Source organism: Nonomuraea sp. NPDC004354 (assembly GCF_053602555.1).
Window position 1 is genome coordinate 186085 of sequence record NZ_JBSGDV010000014.1, and the last position, 17913, is coordinate 203997.

General features: G+C 73.2%; 20 protein-coding genes. 8 read left to right on the forward strand and 12 right to left on the reverse strand.

Features of this window, described 5'->3' with window-relative positions; genetic code table 11:
- Nucleotides 1-164 precede the first annotated feature (164 nt).
- On the reverse strand, nucleotides 165-1109 hold the full coding sequence (locus tag ACWENQ_RS31860) for a LysR substrate-binding domain-containing protein (protein WP_452417573.1): 945 nt from the start codon (nucleotides 1107-1109) through the stop codon (nucleotides 165-167).
- Between the two features lie 81 nt (nucleotides 1110-1190).
- Here ACWENQ_RS31860 and ACWENQ_RS31865 point away from each other — a divergent pair, with 81 nt between their 5' ends.
- The gene (locus ACWENQ_RS31865; protein WP_449924976.1) at nucleotides 1191-2087 is read left to right on the forward strand and encodes an NAD-dependent epimerase/dehydratase family protein; all 897 of its coding nucleotides are present in this window, start codon (nucleotides 1191-1193) and stop codon (nucleotides 2085-2087) included.
- Nucleotides 2072-2929, forward strand: coding sequence for an aldo/keto reductase (locus ACWENQ_RS31870; RefSeq protein WP_449924974.1), 858 nt, complete (start codon nucleotides 2072-2074; stop codon nucleotides 2927-2929). The genes ACWENQ_RS31865 and ACWENQ_RS31870 overlap by 16 nt, the downstream gene beginning before the upstream one ends.
- On the opposite strand, the gene ACWENQ_RS31875 is transcribed toward ACWENQ_RS31870, so the two are convergent.
- Complete coding sequence (locus tag ACWENQ_RS31875) at nucleotides 2922-3329, reverse strand: VOC family protein (protein WP_449924971.1); 408 nt, start codon at nucleotides 3327-3329, stop codon at nucleotides 2922-2924. The genes ACWENQ_RS31870 and ACWENQ_RS31875 overlap by 8 nt on opposite strands.
- Nucleotides 3330-3409: 80 nt before the next feature.
- Here ACWENQ_RS31875 and ACWENQ_RS31880 point away from each other — a divergent pair, with 80 nt between their 5' ends.
- Nucleotides 3410-4000, forward strand: a complete 591-nt coding sequence (locus ACWENQ_RS31880; protein WP_449924968.1) for a TetR/AcrR family transcriptional regulator — start codon at nucleotides 3410-3412, stop codon at nucleotides 3998-4000.
- 526 nt (nucleotides 4001-4526) lie between these two features.
- Nucleotides 4527-5414, forward strand: a complete 888-nt coding sequence (locus ACWENQ_RS31885) for an arginase family protein (protein ID WP_452417494.1) — start codon at nucleotides 4527-4529, stop codon at nucleotides 5412-5414.
- 114 nt (nucleotides 5415-5528) lie between these two features.
- Here the strand turns inward: ACWENQ_RS31885 and ACWENQ_RS31890 are convergent, their stop codons facing one another.
- Nucleotides 5529-6644 (reverse strand): epoxide hydrolase family protein, encoded by a 1116-nt coding sequence (locus ACWENQ_RS31890; RefSeq protein WP_449924962.1) that lies wholly within the window; start codon nucleotides 6642-6644, stop codon nucleotides 5529-5531.
- Between the two features lie 96 nt (nucleotides 6645-6740).
- Here ACWENQ_RS31890 and ACWENQ_RS31895 point away from each other — a divergent pair, with 96 nt between their 5' ends.
- Nucleotides 6741-8033, forward strand: a complete 1293-nt coding sequence (locus ACWENQ_RS31895; protein ID WP_452417496.1) for a virginiamycin B lyase family protein — start codon at nucleotides 6741-6743, stop codon at nucleotides 8031-8033.
- A 240-nt stretch (nucleotides 8034-8273) separates the two neighbouring features.
- Here the strand turns inward: ACWENQ_RS31895 and ACWENQ_RS31900 are convergent, their stop codons facing one another.
- From ACWENQ_RS31900 to ACWENQ_RS31930, 7 genes are all read right to left on the reverse strand, one after another.
- Complete coding sequence (locus ACWENQ_RS31900; RefSeq protein ID WP_452417497.1) at nucleotides 8274-9527, reverse strand: serine hydrolase domain-containing protein; 1254 nt, start codon at nucleotides 9525-9527, stop codon at nucleotides 8274-8276.
- A 206-nt stretch (nucleotides 9528-9733) separates the two neighbouring features.
- Nucleotides 9734-10111 carry a fluoride efflux transporter CrcB gene (gene crcB, locus ACWENQ_RS31905; RefSeq protein ID WP_449924953.1) on the reverse strand — a complete coding sequence of 126 codons (378 nt, stop codon included), beginning with the start codon at nucleotides 10109-10111 and terminating at the stop codon, nucleotides 9734-9736.
- A complete protein-coding gene (locus tag ACWENQ_RS31910; protein WP_449924951.1) occupies nucleotides 10108-10452 on the reverse strand; it encodes a DUF190 domain-containing protein in 345 nt (114 codons plus the stop codon). Before ACWENQ_RS31910 ends, crcB begins: the two co-directional genes overlap by 4 nt.
- On the reverse strand, nucleotides 10449-10922 hold the full coding sequence (locus ACWENQ_RS31915) for a fluoride efflux transporter FluC (protein ID WP_449924948.1): 474 nt from the start codon (nucleotides 10920-10922) through the stop codon (nucleotides 10449-10451). Before ACWENQ_RS31915 ends, ACWENQ_RS31910 begins: the two co-directional genes overlap by 4 nt.
- Before the next feature lie 159 nt (nucleotides 10923-11081).
- Complete coding sequence (locus ACWENQ_RS31920) at nucleotides 11082-12281, reverse strand: RNA polymerase sigma factor (protein ID WP_452417499.1); 1200 nt, start codon at nucleotides 12279-12281, stop codon at nucleotides 11082-11084.
- A complete protein-coding gene (locus ACWENQ_RS31925) occupies nucleotides 12278-12616 on the reverse strand; it encodes a YciI family protein (RefSeq protein WP_354916217.1) in 339 nt (112 codons plus the stop codon). The genes ACWENQ_RS31920 and ACWENQ_RS31925 overlap by 4 nt, the downstream gene beginning before the upstream one ends.
- Before the next feature lie 38 nt (nucleotides 12617-12654).
- A complete protein-coding gene (locus ACWENQ_RS31930; protein WP_452417501.1) occupies nucleotides 12655-13602 on the reverse strand; it encodes a helix-turn-helix domain-containing protein in 948 nt (315 codons plus the stop codon).
- Nucleotides 13603-13674: 72 nt separating this feature from the next.
- Here ACWENQ_RS31930 and ACWENQ_RS31935 point away from each other — a divergent pair, with 72 nt between their 5' ends.
- Nucleotides 13675-13998 (forward strand): cupin domain-containing protein, encoded by a 324-nt coding sequence (locus ACWENQ_RS31935; RefSeq protein WP_452417503.1) that lies wholly within the window; start codon nucleotides 13675-13677, stop codon nucleotides 13996-13998.
- Nucleotides 13999-14193: 195 nt separating this feature from the next.
- A complete protein-coding gene (locus tag ACWENQ_RS31940; protein WP_452417505.1) occupies nucleotides 14194-14814 on the forward strand; it encodes an IMPACT family protein in 621 nt (206 codons plus the stop codon).
- A gap of 5 nt (nucleotides 14815-14819) precedes the next feature.
- Here the strand turns inward: ACWENQ_RS31940 and ACWENQ_RS31945 are convergent, their stop codons facing one another.
- Entirely contained in the window at nucleotides 14820-16037 is a 1218-nt protein-coding gene (locus ACWENQ_RS31945) for an isochorismate synthase (RefSeq protein ID WP_449929083.1), read from the reverse strand.
- Nucleotides 16038-16213: 176 nt separating this feature from the next.
- On the opposite strand from ACWENQ_RS31945, the gene ACWENQ_RS31950 reads away from it, so the two are divergent.
- Nucleotides 16214-17032, forward strand: a complete 819-nt coding sequence (locus ACWENQ_RS31950) for an SGNH/GDSL hydrolase family protein (RefSeq protein WP_449929081.1) — start codon at nucleotides 16214-16216, stop codon at nucleotides 17030-17032.
- On the opposite strand, the gene ACWENQ_RS31955 is transcribed toward ACWENQ_RS31950, so the two are convergent.
- Nucleotides 17016-17732, reverse strand: coding sequence for an HNH endonuclease family protein (locus ACWENQ_RS31955; protein WP_354916200.1), 717 nt, complete (start codon nucleotides 17730-17732; stop codon nucleotides 17016-17018). The two genes, ACWENQ_RS31950 and ACWENQ_RS31955, sit on opposite strands and share 17 nt — an antisense overlap.
- Nucleotides 17733-17913 lie beyond the last annotated feature (181 nt).

A 17913-nucleotide genomic window follows, 5' to 3' on the forward strand; every position in this document is an offset into this window, starting at 1 on the left:
GCTGGCCGCGCGCATGCGGCGGCACGGACGCCTGCCGGCCACCGCCGGCGCCACGCTTCTGCGCATCGTGCCCGGCTTCCTCATCCGGTTCCTGCTCCTGGGGGACGCGCGGACACTCCAGGCCGGCCTCGACACCCCCGACCTCACGGCGGTCAGGCGACGGGTCAGACTGAAGCCCGGGGGCGTGGCGCCGCGGCGGGGCCCGCGGGCACCAAGGTCGCGGCGGGCGGCCGGCGCAGCAGCTCGACCAGGAGGTCGACGTACGGCTGCGCCGCCCCCCGGTCACGCCGCGAGGTGGCGAGGCCGATGAAACGGGACGGGCTGGGCGCCTCCAGCGGGATCGCCACCAGCTCGGGCGAGGGCAGCAGCGCGATCTCGGGGATCAGGGCCACGCCGACCCCGGCGGTGACCAGCGACTGGGCGAAGAAGTAGTCGGTGGCGCTGCACGAGACGCGCAGCTCGAAGCCGGCCAGCTCGCTGTAGTGCCGCAGCAGGTCCACGGTCTTCAGGCAGCCCAGCACCCAGCGCTCGCCCGACAGCTCGGCCAGGTGCACGGCCGCGCGCCCGGCCAGGCGGTGGGCGCGGGGCAGGACGACGCGGAACGGATCGGGCCGCAGCGGCGTCCAGTCCATGCCCGAACGGTCGCCCGGCCTGGCCGGGGGCGGCCCGTCGAAGTGGTAGGCCAGGGCCAGGTCGGCGCGGCCCTGGCGGACGAGCGGGAGGCTGTCCTCCGGCTCGCGCTCGAGGATCGTCAGCTCGACGCCGGGATGGTCGGCGGCCAGCCGGGCCAGCGCGGGCGGCAGCAGGGGACGGCCGCCGCTGGCGAAGGAGGCGATCGTGAGCTGGGCACGGCCCGCCGCCAGCCGGTCGATGCGCTGCTGGGCGTCGCTCAGCTCGGCGGCGATGGCCTCGGCCGCCGCCACCAGCAGGCGGCCCGGCTCGGTGAGGGTGACGCCGCGGGTGCTGCGTTCGACCACCTGGGTGCCGAGCGTGCGTTCGAGCGCGGCGATCTGCTGGGAGACCGCCGAGGGCGTCAGGCGCAGCGCGGTCGCGGCGCGGTTGAAGCTGCCGTGGCCCGCCACCTCGCGCAGGATCCCGAGCCGGTGCACGTCGATCAACAGCTCTCCTTATGACTGGTTAAGCAAGTCGCCACTACCGGTGATGACTATAGGGCGGGCACGCTGGCTCGCATGAACGAGTTGTGCGTCATCGGCGGCAGCCGGTACTTCGGCAGGCGCCTGGTCGAGAGCCTCCACGCCCAGGGAGTGGCCGTCACCGTGGTCAACAGGGGGTCGGCGCCCGCGCCCGAGGGCGTGACCCACCTGGTGGCCGACAGGGACGACGAGGCGGCGCTGCGCCGCGCGCTGGCGGGCCGGAGCTTCGCGGCCGTCATCGACCAGATCTGCTACACGCCGGCCCAGGCGGAGATCGCCGCCCGGGTCTTCGCCGGCCGGACGGCGCGCTACGTGATGACCTCCACCATCGAGGTCTACGCGGGCCTCGACGGCGCGCCGTTCGCCGAGGACGCGGTCGACCTCGCCGAGCAGGGGCCACCCGCCACCGGGTACGGCCCCGCCAAGCGCCAGGCCGAGGCGGTGCTGGCCGCGCAGCCGGACTTCGCCTTCGTCAGCGTGCGCAGCGGCCACGTGCTCGGCGGCGCCGACTTCACCGGCCGCCTGGAGCACTACGTCCGGCGGATCCGCGCCGGCCTGCCGGTGACCGTGCACGAGAACCCCGGCGCCTCGTCGTTCGTCCACGAGGCCGAGATCGCCCGTTTCCTGGCATGGGCCGCGGGCGCCGACTTCACCGGCCCCGTCAACGCCGCCTCGCACGGCGAGCTGGACGTGTGGGAGCTGTGCGCGGCGATCGGCACGGCCACCTCCGCCGCCCCCGCCTTCACCCGAGTCGCCGGCGCCGCGGCCGGGGAGGTCTCGCCGTACTCCTTCGAGCGGGCCTTCACCATGGACACCGGCCGCGCCGCCCGCCTGGGGTTCGCCTTCTCCCACGTGGCCGACTGGCTGCCGGGCGTCATCGAACGGGCCGTCACGACGAGTGTCGAGAAGGCTGCGGCATGCGCCGGCGGCTGATCGGGGACTTCGAGGTCGGCGCCGTCGGCATGGGCGCGATGCCGCTGTCCGTCGAGGGCCGTCCGGACGAGGAACGTGCGATCGCCACCGTCCACGCGGCCCTGGACGCCGGCGTAACGCTCTTCGACACCGCCGACTCCTACCACTGGCACGCCGGCGAGGCCGGCCACAACGAGCGCCTGCTGGCCCGCGCCACCCGCGGCCGGGACGTGCTCATCGCCACCAAGGGCGGGCGCGGCCGGCCCGGTGACGGCTCGTGGACGGTCAACGGCGATCCCCGCCATCTCAAGCGGGCCTGCGAGGCGTCGCTCCACCGGCTCGGCGTCGAGGCCATCGGGCTCTATCAACTGCACAAGCCGGATCCCCGGGTGCCCTTCGCCGAGTCCGTCGGCGCCCTGCGCGACCTGCTCGACGCGGGCAAGATCAGGGCGGCCGGGCTGTCGAACGTCGACGCCGGCCAGATCCTGCTGGCCCGCCGCGAGCTCGGCGAGCACCTGGTCTCCGTCCAGAACAGGTTCTCGCCCGCCGTCCTGGACAGCGATGCCGAGCTGCGGCTCTGCGCCGAGCTCGGCATCGCCTTCCTGCCGTGGAGCCCGCTGGGCGGCATCGCGCGCAGCGCGCTCGACGAGGCGGACCCGGCCGGCGAGACCCCGTTCCACACCGTGGCGAAGGAGCGCGGGGTCAGCCCGCAGCGGGTGTGCCTGGCCTGGCACCTGTCACTGTCGCCGGTGGTGATCCCGATCCCCGGTGCGAGCCGCCCCTCGTCCGTCCGCGACTCGGCGCAGGCGGCCGAGCTGGAGCTGAGCGCCGCCGAGCTGGGCCTGCTGCCACGGCTCAGCTGACGTACTGGCCGGCGTACTCGCCCACCGGCGGGATGGGGGTGATGACGTCGATGAGCACGCCGTTGGGGTCGGCGACGATGAAGTGCCGCTGCCCGAAGTCCTCGGAGCGCAGCTCCAGCTCGGGCCGGAGACCGCCCTGGACCACCAGCCGCTCCCACTCGGCGTCGACGTCGTCGACCTCGACGTTGAGCAGCAGGCCCTGTGCCGCCACGCCCCGGAAGCCGGCCGGGACGGTCGGGTGGGCCGGGTCGAGCAGCGCCAGCTCGTGGTTGTCGCGGCGCAGGCTCACGTACCAGTCCGCCTCGAAGGTGAGCTCGAAGCCGAACAGGCGGGTGTAGAAGTCGCGCGACTCCTGCACCCGGGTGGTGCAGATGACCGGGTAGAAACTGCTGACCTTCATGCCGGACCCCTTTCGCATACCGTCGGTATGTCGAGGTACGGTAGTTCGCATACCGTTGGTATGTCAAAGGGGTCGAGGCGATGACGACGCGGAGCCAGAGGGCGGCACAGCGCGAGCAGACCAGGCGGACGCTGCTGCGCGAGAGCCGGAGACTGTTCGCGGCCCAGGGCTACGCCGCCGTCGGCCTGGCGGAGATCGTCCGCGCGGCGGGCGTCACCAAGGGCGCGCTGTACCACCATTTCGACAGCAAGGCCGAACTGTTCCGCGCGGTGCTCGAACAGGTGCAGCAGGAGGTGGGCGAGCGGGTGGCCGCCACCGCCGACGCCCAGGACGACCCGTGGGCGCAGCTCGTGGCCGGATGCCACGCCTTCCTGGCCGCCAGCGCCGACCCCGACGTGCAGCAGATCATGCTCATCGACGGGCCCGCCGTCCTCGGCTGGGCCGAGTGGCGGGCGCTGGACGAGGCCACCTCCGCCCGCCACCTGGCCGAGGCGCTGACCACGCTGATGGCCGCAGGCACGATCGTCGAGCAGCCGGTGGCGCCGCTGACCAGGCTGCTGTCCGGGGCGATGAACGAGGCCGCGCTGTGGCTGGCCGCCTCGGCGGACCCGGGCGATCTCGCCGCCACCCAGGCCGCGCTGTCCAGGCTCCTGGAGTCGCTGCGCGCATGACCCCTGCGGCCGGGCTCGCGCGACCCGGCCCCCGGAGCTCCGGCATGCCCGCGGGCTGGTTCCCTGCGGTCTGCCAGGGCGCGGATGGCCGCTCCGGCCCGCCCGCTGGCAGGCTCCACTCTCCGGGCCAGATGCCGGTTCCGGCGCGCCCGCCCACCGGCCGCCCTGCGCCCACTGGCCACCCTGCGCCTACCGTCTGACCGACGGCCACCGGTAGCCCGATGTCCACCATGGGCCCGACGTCCACACCGGCCCAACGGTCACCCTGTGCTCGAGGTCCACCTTGTGCTCGACCCGGTCACGGTGACCGTCCACCGTGTGCTCGAACGTCACCCTGTGCTCGAGGTCCACCTTGTGCCCGAGGGCGGCACCGTGTGCTCGGTGTCCACCGATAGCACGGCGGTCGGTCCGGGAGCAGACGGTCGAGTGGGATCGGGCGGCTCGGGGAGAGGGTGGGCAGGCCGGGGTAGGGGATGGGCGGGAGATGGGCCCGGTGGGAGGCGGAATGGCATGCCCGGAGCGTCCGGTGATCATCCAGGTGCGGACCAACCTGGGCCTGGTCCCCGGTGTCGAGCGGCTCGGCGGCGCGCTGCTCGACGCCGGCCTGGCCGAGGCGCTCGGCGCCCGTCGCGGGCCGGTGGTGGAGGCGCCGCCGTACTCGTGGGAGCGCACCCATCCCAGCCGGCTGCTCAACGCCGAGGCGATCGCCGACGTGGCGCTGCGCCAGGCAGGCGTCGTGGCGAACGTGCTGGACGCGGGGGCGTTCCCCGTGGTGCTCGGCGGGGACGACAGCGTCATCTTCGGCAGCCTGCTCGCGCTCGGCCGCACGGGATCCCACGGGCTGGTCTTCCTCGACGCGCACACCGACTTCTACCCGCCCGAGCACTCGCCCACGGGTGAGGCGTCGGACTCCGAGTTGTACCTGGCGTTCGGCCCCGGCACCGACCTCCTCCCGAGGATGGACGGCGCGCCGCCCATCGTCCGTAGCCGAGCCGCGGCGCTGATCGGCCACCGCGACCCGGACGAGCAGCGGGACACCGGCGCCGCGCTGCGCGCCACCGACGCCCTCGTCGTCTCCCTCGCCCGGACGCGCGACCTCGGCGCTGAGGAGACGGCCAGGCGGGCGCTCGCCCATCTGGACGGCGCGGGCGTCGAGCGGTTCCTGCTCCACGTCGACGCCGACGTGCTGGACGACGCGCTGATGCCGGCGGTCGACTACCGCCTGCCCGGCGGGCTCACCAGGCGGGAGTTCGCCGTGCTGGCCGGGACGCTGCTGGCCGACCCGCGCGCCGCGGCGCTCGACGTGACGATCTACAACCCCGCCCTCGACCCCGACGGCAGCGCGGCGCGCGATCTCGCCGCCTGCCTGCTCGACGCCTTCACGCACGCCACCACGCTGACCGGCCGCGCATGAGCACCCCGTCACACCAGACGGAGTGAGAGAGCCGCGGGCGTCCTCCACCCCGTCGATCATAGTGAGCGGCGCTGGAAAGCCGGGACGGCCGGCGGACCTGGACGGCCGGGGCTATCAGCGGCCCTGGAAGAAGGCGCGGACGTCCTCGACGTAGCGGTCCGGCTGCTCCATGGCGGCGAACGTGCCGCCCCGCTCGTGCTCGACCCAGCTCACCACGTTGTTGTCCCGCTCGGCGAAGCGGCGGATCGGCCGAAGGATGTCCTTGGGGAACACCGAGATGCCTGTCGGGACGGTGGCCGGCTTCAGCTCCCACTCCACGGAGGTGTCCTCCGAGGTGTCCGGCGTCTCCACGAACGAGCGCGCGGCCGAGCCCGCCGTGTTCGTCAGCCAGTACAGCATGACGGTCGTCAGCAGCCGGTCGCGCGGGATGCCGCCGTCGCTCCACTCGTGGAAGACGCTCGCGAACCAGGCCAGCAGGGCGACGGGGGAGTCGGCCATGCCGTAGGCGAAGGTCTGCGGGCGCGCCGACTGGATCAGCTTGTAGGCGTACTGCTCGCTCATGTACTTCTGTCGGAAGTCCATCCGCTCCTGCTCGACCTCGGTGAGGTCGTCGAGCTCGCCCGGCAGGCCCAGCGGGAAGCAGATGAGGCCGTTGCCGTGCATGCCCACGACGCGTTCGGGGGCCAGGACGCCGACCTCGCGGGAGATCCAGCTGCCCCAGTCGCCGCCCTGCACGCCGAACCGCTCGTGGCCGAGCCTGGTCATCAGCTCCAGCCACGCCTTGGCGATGCGGGTGGAGCCCCAGCCGATCTCCCTGGTCTGTCCGGACAGGCCGTAGCCGGGCAGCGAGGGGATCACCAGCGTGAAGTCGGCCGACAGGCGCTCGATCACGTCCAGGTACTCCACCGGCGAGCTGGGCCAGCCGTGCGTGATGAGCAGCGGCAGCGCGTCGGGGGCGGCGGACTGGACGTGGAGGAAGTGGATGGTCTGGCCGTCGATCTCGGTGGTGAACTGCGGGTGGGCGTTCAGTTCTGCCTCGGCGGCGCGCCAGGAGTAGCCGGTGCGCCAGTGGTCGACGAGGCCGCGCAGGTGATCGAGGGGCACGCCGTACTGCCAGCCGAGCCCGGGGACCTCGTCGGGCCAGCGGACCCTGTCGAGCCGCTCGCGCAGGTCGTCCAGGTCGGCCTGGGCGATCTCGAGGCGGAAGGGCCGGATGTCGTTGTCTCGCAAGACGTTCTCCTCCAGTGTTCGGTACGGCGTACCGTACGTCATACGGTTCAAGTGGTCAAGTAGCATTTCGGTCTTTGATCGGAAACAGGGGGAAGAGTGCGCACTGTCGTCTATGTCCACGGCCACGACGCGCGGCCCACCGGCGGCCTGGCCGGACGCGTGGTGGAGGTGCACGCCGCCGCGCCGGCCGACGTGGCCGCCGCCTACCGGGCGCTGCTCGGCGAGGGCACGCCCGCCTCGAGGATCGTCCTGGCGGGGGAGGAGGCCGGTGCGACCGTCGCGCTGGAGGCGCTGCCGCTGCTCGGAACGCCCCCGGCTGGCGTGATCCTGCTGTCGCCGCCGCCGGTGTCCGCGCCGCCGTACGGCATGCCACCCCTGCTGGTCCTCGTGGCCGCCGCCGACCGGGCCGCGGCGACGGCCGAGACGGTGCGGAACGCGGGCGGCAGCGTCCGCGTAGACGTCCACCACGACCGCGCCGCCCTGCTCGCCGCGGCCGCCGCGTGGATCGACGATCCGGTCAGGGAGTTCGCCGTGCGGGGCGCGGGCCCCTACGCGATCACCGCGGGACCCGACGGCGCGCTCTGGTACACGCTCGTCGGCGAGGGCGCCGTCGGCCGCAGAGGGGCGGACGGTTCGCTCACGACCCATCCGGTCGGTGCCGGCCCCACCGTGATCACCCCAGGTCCGGACGGCGCGCTGTGGTTCACCGAGTACCAGGGACACGCGATCGGCCGGATCACCGTCGACGGCCACGCCCGCTCCTTCGCGCTGCCCACCGGGCAGGCGGGGCCGTTCGGGATCGCGCAGGGGCCCGACGGCGCGCTGTGGTTCACCGGCACCAACGCCGGCCTGGTCGGGCGGATCACGACCGACGGCACGGTCACCGAGTACCCGCTGCCGGTGGCCGGGGCCTTCCCCTCGGCGATCACCGCGGGGCCCGACGGCGCGATGTGGTTCGCGATGAACCAGGCCAACGCCGTCGGCCGCGTCACGATGGACGGGGGCATCACCGTCCACCCGCTGCCCACGCCGGCGGCGGCGCCCGTCGGCATCACCCAGGGCGGCGACGGGGCGCTGTGGTTCGTCGAGATCGGCGCCGGGCAGATCGGCAGGATCACCGTCGACGGCGACATCGCCGAGTTCCCGCTGCCGGACCGGGCGGCCCGCCCCCACGCGATCACGCTGGGCCCCGACGGCGCCTGCTGGTTCACCGAGTGGGGCGGCAACCGCGTCGGCCGCATCACCGCCGCGGGCCGCATCACCACCTACGACCTGCCGACGCCCGCCTCCGAGCCGCACGGCATCGCCGCGGGACCCGACGGCTTCCTGTGGGCGGCGCTGGAGACCGGCCACCTGGCCAGGATCGAGCCGCCCGCCGACCCGTCCTGAACGGGTCCCCGGTAGCGACGGAGCAGCATCCCACGAACCTCGTCTGACCGTCCGCGGCCGGTCCGTCGTGGAGACCGCTGGTCCACGCCGCCGCCAGGTCGGAGGTTCCGGCCTGGACCTGGCGACGTGCACCGACGGCGTCCGCTGAGCGCGCGCGCTCCTCGGCGGCACCGGGCCGCCGAGGAGCGGCTGCGGCCGATGTCCGCGTGGCTTCCGCCGCCGGCCGCGTCCGCGCGAACGCTAGAAGTAGCGGGAGCTGAGGTCCGTGGTCGGCCAGCTGGTCACCTTGCCGATTTCGGCGTTGATCCGCGGACTGAGCACGTCGAAGTCGAGTGACCCGCTCTCCTCGCCCCTGTTGAACAGGGCGGCGTAGGTGAAGCCGTTCTGCAGCCGGGCGAGGTAGGTGTAGGTGCCGGGCAGCGATCCGTTGTGCCAGGTGTTGAGGTGACCGGGCACCTCGCGCACCCACCACCCGGCGCCGTACCAGGCCCCGTCAGGGGTAGGGCCGGTCTCCGGCTTGGCGAGCATCCTGTTGATGGAGGTCGCGTTCAGCACCGCTCCAGGCGCGTCGAGCACCTTCGCGAACCGCACCAGGTCGACCGCCGAGGCCAGCCATCCGCCGCCGGGCCCGCGGTTGGTCATGCTGAACCCGCCGTACGGCCGCGGCACCACCGCGCCTGACGCGTCCACGACGGTCGTGGCGGTGGCATCGGACTCGTAGATCACCTCGCCGGGCGCGGCCTCTGATCGGAGGGTACGGCCGAGCCGGAGGCGGGTGATGCCGACGGGCCCAAGGATCCGCTGCCTGACGTAGGACTCGTAGCTCATCCCCGAGGCCTTCTCGATGATCCGCCCGAGCAGCATGTAGCCGTAGTTGCTGTAGCCGTACCTCGTGCCGGGCGCGAAGTCGAGCGGACGGCTGTTGGCGTACCGGATGATGTGGTCCTGGGTGATCGGCAGCGGGACGCCGAGCGCCTTGGAGATGGGATGGTCCATGTAGAGGTAGTCGCCGGAGATTTCGCGGTCCCAGCCTCCGGTGTGCTGCAGCAGCCGCCACACCGTCACCTTCGCCAGCCGGGCGTCGGTCTCGGTCGGCAGACCCAGCAGGGTGGCGACCGACGCCGTCAGGCTGAGCTTGCCGTCCTGCGCCAGCCGCATGATCGCCGTGGCGGTGATGTGCTTGCTCAGGCTGGCGATGCGGAACAGCGAGGTGGGCGTCACCGCGGGAAGGGATCTGCCGTCGTCGGAGTAGCGGTAGCCCCTGGCGAGCACGAGCTTGCCGTTCTTGGAGATGGCCAGCTGGGCGCAGGAGATGCCTCGTTCGACGATGTAGGTCTTCAGCACCCTGTCGAACCCGGCGAGCGCGGCGGGCGCGATCCCCGAGGTCTCCACGGTCGCGGCGAGGGCCGCGCGGGGAGCAATGCCGCCCAATGCGATGGCCGGCACCGTCGCGGCGCCGGCCTGGAGGAATCTCCGCCTGCTCAGCATCCCCATGTCCGCCTTTCGGCTGCTGTCCCGGATGCGTGAAGTGTGAAATTGTGCATGGTCATATATCTAGTGGATCAACCATGGCGGTTGCTGGCATATGACGGGATTTGTGGAATCACATGGACCGGGCGGCCCGCACCTGCGGGGTGCGAGTCAGCTCGGGAGTACCAGCGCGCAGCCGGCGAAGGCGGTGCCGGACGACAGCCGGTCATTCATGTGCCGAAGACCGCCTGGGCGATCGTGAGGCCGACGAACAGCGCGCCCAGACCGGCCACCACCGAGGCGAGGACGTTGGCGGCGGCCAGCAGGCCCGCGCCGGACTCGGCCAGGCGCAGCGTCTCCCACGAGAACGTCGAGTACGTGGTCAGCGCCCCGCAGAAGCCGGTGCCCACCAGCAGTTGCACGTCGTGGCCCGCCGCCCCCGCCAGCACCGCCCCGGTCAGCACCCCGAGGAACAGGGAGCCGGTCACGTTGACGGCGAAGGTCCCCCAGGGGAAGACGGTGTCGTGGCGGGCCTGCACGGCCCGGTCGGTCAGATAACGCAGCGGCGCGCCGACCGCGCCGCCGAGCAGGACCAGCAGCCAGTTCATGCCGTCGCCTGCCGGCCGCGGTAGTGCACGACCTCGACCTCCTCCAGGACGGCCAGGCCCTCGATGTGCAGTTCGTCCAGCTGGGGAAGGAAGGCACGGATCTTCTCTTCGGCGTCGACGATGACGACGGCCACCGGCAGGTCGTCGGCCATCGACAGCAGCCGGGTGGTGTGCACGACGTTGCCGGCGCCGAAGCCCTCCATGCCGCGGAAGACCGACGCCCCGGCCAGCCCGGCGGCGTGGGCCCGGTGCACGATCTCGGTGTACAGCGGGCGGTGGTGCCAGGTGTCGGTGTCGTCGACGAGAACCGTCAGCCGCAGCGCCCGTCCGGACAGGGTCATCGCGTGCCGCCTTCCGTCTTCGGCCGCAGCAGCCGGCGGGTGGTCCAGGCGCCGGCCGTCACCGCGGCCATGGCCACGACGACCGTCGCCGCGAGGTAGCCGAGGGCAGGTCCGGCCCGGCCGCCGCTCACCAGCCGTTCGATGTCGGCGCAGTAGGTGGAGAAGGTGGTGAAGCCGCCCAGCACGCCGGTGGCGAAGAACGGCCGCACCCATGCCGGTGCCGTCCACGCCTCGGTCACCGCCACCAGCAGGACCCCGATCAGCAGGCAGCCCGAGGCGTTGACGCCCAGCGTGGTCCACGGGAAGGAGACGGCCGGGGTCGGCCACAGCAGCGCGGCACCGTAGCGGGCGCCCGCGCCGGCCGCGCCACCGGCGGCGATCACCGCCACCACGCGGTACTGCGCGCGGCGCGCCTGCCGGCGCCGGCGGGCATCGACGAGGTCGACATCGCGGTCGACGGGATCGGTCACTGCCGCGAACCTCACCTGATCAGGACGCATGCCTGTCCATGCGCGTGGCGTACCCGCGGGATGCGGGACGAGCTGTCACGGCCGGGGCCGGCCTGGCACGCCCCCGCACCCCTTCAGCCTAGCGTGAGGCCACGCCCCGGCCCTGCGCCCGACCGGGGGCTAGGAGAGCTCCGACAGGCGTTTGCGCAGGTAGCGACGGTCGGCCTGCTCGTCCGCCAGTTCGATCGCCCGCCGGTAGGCCGCGGCCGCCTCGGTCCGGCGGCCGAGGCGGCGCAGCAGGTCGGCGCGGGTGGCGGGGAGCAGGTGGTAGCCGTCCAGGCCGGCCAGCGTGTCGATCCGGTCGAGCCCGGCCTGCGGTCCCGCCACCATCGCGAGGGCCACCGCCCTGTTGAGCTCGACCACGGGGGAGGGCAGCATGCGCGCCAGCGTGCCGTACAGCAGGAGGATCTGCCGCCAGTCGGTGTCGTCCGCGTGGACGGCGGTCGCGTGGCAGGCCGCAATGGCGGCCTGCACCTGGTAGGGCCCGGGACGGCCGCGCGCCAGGTTCGCGTCGAGGACGGCGAGGCCCTCGTCGATCTGGGCGCGGTCCCACCGGGCGCGGTCCTGGCGGTCGAGGGTGACGAGCACGCCCTCGTCGTCGAGCCTGGCCGCCCGCCTGGCATCGTGCAGGAGCATCAGCGCCAGCAGCCCGCCGGCCTCCGGCTCGTCGGGCATCAGGCCGGCCGCGAGCCTGGCCAGCCTGATGGCCTCGCCGCACAGGCCGTGCGCGCTGTAGCCCTGGTTGAACAGCAGGTACAGGACGCCCAGGACGGCCTCGAGCCGTTCGGGCAGCAGCTCGGGCGGCGGCACGGCGAACGGGATCGCCGCTTCGCGGATCCTGCGCTTGGCCCTGACCAGCCGCTGCGACATCGTGGACTCGGGCACCAGGAAGGCACGGGCGATCTCGCCGGTGCCGAGCCCCGCCAGGCTGCGCAGGGTGAGCGCGACCTGCGCCTCGAAGGGCAGCGCGGGATGGCAGCAGGTGAACATCAGCCGCAGCCGGTCGTCGGGGAAGCCGTCGACCTCCGGCTGCGGTCCGGGCGGGTGCGCGGCCAGCTCGCGGAGCTTGGCGGCCCCGGCCGCCTGCCTGCGCAGCCGGTCGGTGGCCCGGTTGCGGGCGGTCACCGTCAGCCACGCGCCCGGCCGGTCGGGGACGCCCTCGCGCGGCCAGCGCTCCATGGCCGTGGCGAAGGCGTCCTGGGCGCACTCCTCGGCCAGGTCCCAGTCGCCGGTGACGCGGATGAGGGTGGCCACGACCTGACCCCATTCGGCGCGGAAGACGCTCTCGATCAGCGCCTGCCGGTCCGGTGGCCCGGTCATGGCTCCCAGACGGGCCTGATCTCGATCTGGCCGTAGCCGGCCGACGGGTGTCTGGCGGCGATCTCGACGGCCTCCTCCAGGTCGGCGCACTCGATGAGGACGAATCCGCCGATCTGCTCCTTGGTCTCCGCGAACGGCCCGTCCGACCGCAGCACCCGGCCCTCGCGCACGCGCACGGTGGTGGCCTCCGAGCTGGGCCGCAGCCCCGCCCCGCCGCGCACCACGCCGCGCGCCTCCATCTCCTCGCTCCAGCCGCCGCAACCCGCCTGGATCTGGGCGTCGACCACCTCGCGCGGCACCGAGGCGTCGGAAGCGATCATGAGCACGTACTTCACGCCGTCGAGCTTACTGCCGGGGCCGGTCGCCGCCGCGGCTACCAGCGGCAGGACCGGCGGTAGGCGGCGGGCGTGGTCCGCAGGGCGTCGTGGAAGCGCCTGCGCAGGTTGGCCGCCGACGACAGCCCGACCCTGGCCGCGATCGTCTCGACCGGAAGATCGGTCTCCTCCAGCAGCGCCTGCGCCGCCGCCACCCGCCGGCCGAGCAGCCACCGGCCCGGGCTGGCGCCGAGCTGCTCGGCGAACCTCCTGGCCAGCGTGCGTGGCGAGATCCCCGCCCTGGCCGCGAGGTCCTCCACGGTCAAGGGCTCGTGCAGCCGCTCGGCGGCCCAGTCCAGGACGGGCGCCAGCGAGTCGGCGACCTTCGCGGTGACCGGCGTGGCGGCGTACTGCAGCTGCCCGCCCTCCCGGTGCGGCGGCATGATCATGTGCCTGGCCACCTGCGCGGCGTAGGCCGCTCCGTGGTCGGCGCGGACCAGCTGGAGGCACAGGTCGATGCCCGCCGCGGTGCCCGCGCTGGTGGCGACGTCGCCCAGGTCGGCGTACAGGATGTCCGGGTCCACCTGGACCAGCGGGAAGCGGGCGGCGAGCTCGGCGGCCATGCGCCAGTGGGTGGTGGCCTTGCGGTGGTCGAGCAGCCCGGCCTGCGCCAGCAGGAAGGCGCCCGAGCAGATCGAGACGATGCGCGCCCCGCGCCCGTGCGCCCGGACGAGGGCGTCGACGACGGCCGCGGAGGCCCGCTCGCCGGGCCGCTGCCAGCCGGGCACGACGACCGTGTCCGCGGTGTCGAGCGCGGGCAGGCCGTCCCGCACGTGCATGTCGTAGCCGGCCAGCGTCGGCACCGGCCCCGGCCGCTCGGCGCAGACGCCGAAGTCGTAGTGGACCGGTAGCCCCGGCCGGCGCACGCCGAACACCTCGGCCGCGCAGGCCAGCTCGAACGTGGACTGCGGCGGCAGGACGAGCACGACGACCCGGTGAACGCCCATGGCAGGAAAGTATCTCAAGATGTCAATCCAGACACTGTGCCGGGGGAGCGGTGGCCGAGCAGGATGGCCGGCATGAATCACCAGGACAACGACATGAACGTGCTGCACGTGGACGAGGTGGAGGCCGTCGAGGTGATCCCGGGCATCGTCAGGCGGCGGCTGACGGCGACGGACCGGGCGCGCGGCTGGATGTACGACTTCGCCCCCGGCGCCGAGTGGCCCGAGGTCGACCGGCACGACGGGGAGGAGCGCTACTACGTGGTGGCGGGCGAGTTCATCGACAACGGCCACCGTCTCGGCCCGGGCAGCTACGTGGTCTTCGGTCCGGGCAGCACCCACCGGCCGCGCACCGAGACCGGCGCCCGCATGCTCGGCATCAGTCTCCCGCCTGCCTGACCCTCCAGCAGGTCGTCACCGCCCGTCCGGGACACCGCCCGTCCGGGACACCGCCCGTCCGGGACACCGCCCGTCCGGGGCGCCGCCCGTCCGGGGCGCCGCCCGTCCGGGGCGCCGCCCGTCACCGGCTTCCCGCGCGGGGGCGGCGACGGCGGGATACATTGATCTACTTTGTAAAGGCGGTAGCCTGGCCAGGTGACCCCTTACCTCACCCTGAAAGCCCCCGCCGAGCACGAGACCGAGGTCAAGAGGTCCCGCTTCATCTGCGCGATCGCCCCCGCCGAGAGCGTCGAGGCGGCCGCCGCGTTCATCGCCGAGCGGCGCGGGCTGCACCCCGGTGCCACCCACAACTGCACCGCCTACGTCATCGGTCAGCGCCTGCAGAAGGGCGACGACGACGGCGAGCCCGGTGGCACCGCCGGCACGCCGATGGTGCAGGCGCTGGTGGGCCGCGGCTTCAACGACGTGGTCGCGGTCGTGACACGTTACTTCGGCGGCGTGCTGCTCGGCGCGGGCGGCCTGGTCAGGGCGTACGGCTCGGCCGTGACCGAGACCCTCGACCGGGTGGAGCCGGTCCGCATGGTGCCCGCCAGGCTGGTGCGGGTCTCGGTCGGGCACGAGCTGGCCGGCCGGGTGGAGAACGCCCTTCGCGCGTCGGCCTATCCGGTGCGCGAAGCCGGCTACGGGGCCGAGGCGTCCTTCGCGGTGGCGGTGGGGCAGGACCAGATGGACGTCTTCACCGCCTGGGTGGCCACGCTGACGGCGGGCAGAGCGGCGGTGGCCGTGGAGGCGGAGGTCCACCTCCCCGAGGCGTGACGGGCTCAGCCCTCCAGCGCGTACTGCATGACGCGGAACTTGGTCTGCGCCTCGGCCAGCTCGCAGGCCGGGTCGGAGTCGCCCATGATGCCGCAGCCGGCGAACAGCCGGGCGCGGCGGCCCTTGACGATGCCCGAGCGCAGCGCGATGCCCCACTCGCCGTCGCCGTGGGCGTCGATCCAGCCGACGGGGCCGGCGTAGCCTGCCCGGTCCATGCCTTCGAGCTCGCGGATGAGCCGGATGGCGGTGTCGGTGGGGGTGCCGCCGACGGCGGCGGTGGGGTGCATGGCGGCGACGACGTCGAGGACGGAGGCGCCGTCGGCGAGGGTGCCGGTGACGTGGCTGGCCAGGTGCTGCAGGTTGGGCAGGACGAGGAGCTCGGGCTCGTCGGGCACGCTGAGCCTGGCCGCCAGCGGGGTGAGCGCCTCGCGGACGGAGGCGATGGCGCACTCGTGCTCGTGGCGGTCCTTGGTGGAGGCGAACAGGGCCGCGCCGCGGGCGATGTCGTCGGCGGGGTTGGTGCCGCGTGCGGTGGTGCCGGCCAGCACGAGGGATTCGATCTGCTGGCCCGTGCGGCGGATGAGCAGCTCGGGGGTGGCGCCGACGAGCCCGGCGACCGAGAAGGTGTAGCACTCGGGATAGCGCTCGGCCAGGCGGGTGAGCAGGAGGCGGGTGTCGATGGGGCGCTGCGCGGTGGCGGTGAGGTCGCGGGCGAGCACGACCTTCTCGAGCTCGCCTTCGCGGATGCGCCGGGAGGCGCGGGCGACGATGGCCTCCCACGCGGGGGCGGTGAGGCTGCCGTCGCCGTAGCTGATGCGCCCGGGATCGGTGATGGGGGCCGGCGGCCCGGCGGGGGCGGGATCGCCGATGGTGGTCATCCAGGTCTGCCCGTCGCGGCGGGTCAGCACGGTTCTGGGGATGACGAGAGTGGAGCCGGGTGAGTTCTCGTCGAAGGTGAAGGTGCCGAAGGCGACGGGCCCGATGCCGTCGTGGGTGTGGGCGTCGGCGAAGGCGGAGGAGAGCCACTGGCGGGCCCAGGCGAAGCGGCCGGGGCCCGAGGGCACGGTGACCTTGGCGGCCTCGCCCCATCCGGCGAGGCCCTCGCCGTGCCGGATCCACGCGTAGGGAGCGGTGGAGGGCAGGCTGGCGAGCAGGTTGCCGGGGTCCCCGATCGGGACGGTACGAACCGGCAGAGGGCGGGTTGTTCCGAGCGCGACACTCACTCAAGACATGCTATGCCGGAACTGAACGTGTTCGATTCAGGCCCCCTGCCAAGCCCTACCTTAGGGGAAAATCCGGACACCAGGTGGTATAGGGCTCAACCTGGTTGTGTCAAGCGTCGATAGGAAGTGGGTCCTTGTCGTGGCCTGCCCTCGCGGCCGTCTCTACCTTGGGGGCCATGATCCTTCGCGTGCTCACCGCTGTGATTCTGGTCTCCGGGTCGGGCGCCGTCGAGACCGAACCGGTGCCCGGGGTGATGGCGGCGCTGGGCGATTCGGTGAGCGCGGGGTTCAACGCCTGCGGCTGGTACGTCTCGTGCACGTCGCGCTCCTGGTCGGCGGGCGACAACGCGCACGTGCGCAGCCACTACCTCAGGCTGGCCGAGCGGGAGCCCGAGCTGCGGGGCAACAACCGCAACTTCGCCGTGCCGGGGGCGACCAGCGCCGATCTGATGGGCCAGGTGGACAAGGCGGTCGCGGTCAAGGCGGAGTACGTGACGATCATGCTGGGCGCGCAGGACGCGTGCGTGCGCACCGAGGCGGCGATGACGCCCGTCGAGGTGTTCGGGCAGCGGGTTCGGGAGGCGATGGACCGGTTGCGCGCCGACCTGCCGCAGGCGCGGGTGTTCGTGGCCAGCATCCCCGACCTGCGCAGGTTGTGGAAGGTCGGCAAGGACGACGTGATCGCGCGGACGTTCTGGGGGCTGGGCAGGATCTGCCAGGCGATGCTGGCCAACCCCACCTCGACGAAGCGGGCCGACGTGCGGCGGCGGGCCAGGGTGCGGGCCAGGGTGATGGCCTTCAACAGGGAGTGGGAACGGGCGTGCGCTGCCTACGGGCCGCGGTGCCGTACCGACGGAGGCGCGGTGTTCTCCTATCCGTTCTCGCTGGACCTGGTGAGCAAGTGGGACTACTTCCATCCGAACGCCGACGGCCAGCGGGCGCTGGCCGGCATCACGTTCGAGAAGGGGTTCGACTGGTCTACCGACACACTCTGAGCATGGTGGCCTTGTCGGCCCTGGTGACGGCCATGCCGTACTTCAGCGCGACCTGGGCGAAACGGACGGCGTAGGCGCAGCGGACGCGGCGCTGGGGCGGCAGCCACGCGGCCGGGCCGGAGCCGCCCTTGGCCTCGTTGGTGTCGCCGTCGACGGGCAGCAGGTTGAGCGGGTCGTTGGCGAAGCGCAGCCGCTTGGCGGCGGGCCAGCGGGTGGCGCCCATGCGCCAGCTGTAGGACAGCGGGACGACGTGGTCGACCTGGATGTCGTCGGCGCGTCTCTTGCGCCAGGCGATGGTGCGCCCGGTGTAGGGGTCGTCGAGGCTGAGCGCGACGACGTCGCAGGAGGAGCCCCTGCGGTAGGACAGGTCGTGGCCGTCGCGGGCCAGCAGGTCGTCGCGGGTGCGGCAGCCGTTGCCCGCGTACGGCAGGTCGGTGGCGGTGTCGGCCCAGTTCTCGCCGTAGCGGGCGCGGCTGTAGCCGGTCTTGGGCCCCATGCCCCGCACGCGTAACCCGCCGATGAGGTCGCGCGCGGCGGACCTGTCGTCCGCGCTGGTGATGGGGGCCAGCCCTGGGCGGGTGCCGTGGGGGTTGTCGAGCGGGGTGGCCGCGGCGGTGGCCGGCTGGCCGGGGTGCCGTCCGAGGAGGCCGGCGAGGAGTACGGCGGCGGCCAGCACGGCGACCGCGTCCCGAGTGCTCAAGTGGCGCCTCCCGGCCATTCATGGGCACAGGCCGAGTAGATTCCCGCTTCCCCGGGGTTCGACACGACCTGCTCGGCTCAGGTGAGGAAGGTGTGACGGAGGAGGTGGTCCGGCGCGCTGACGATCGCCATCACGTGCTGGGCGAGTTACCGTGTAATCGTGTAATCGACACGGGAGGTCT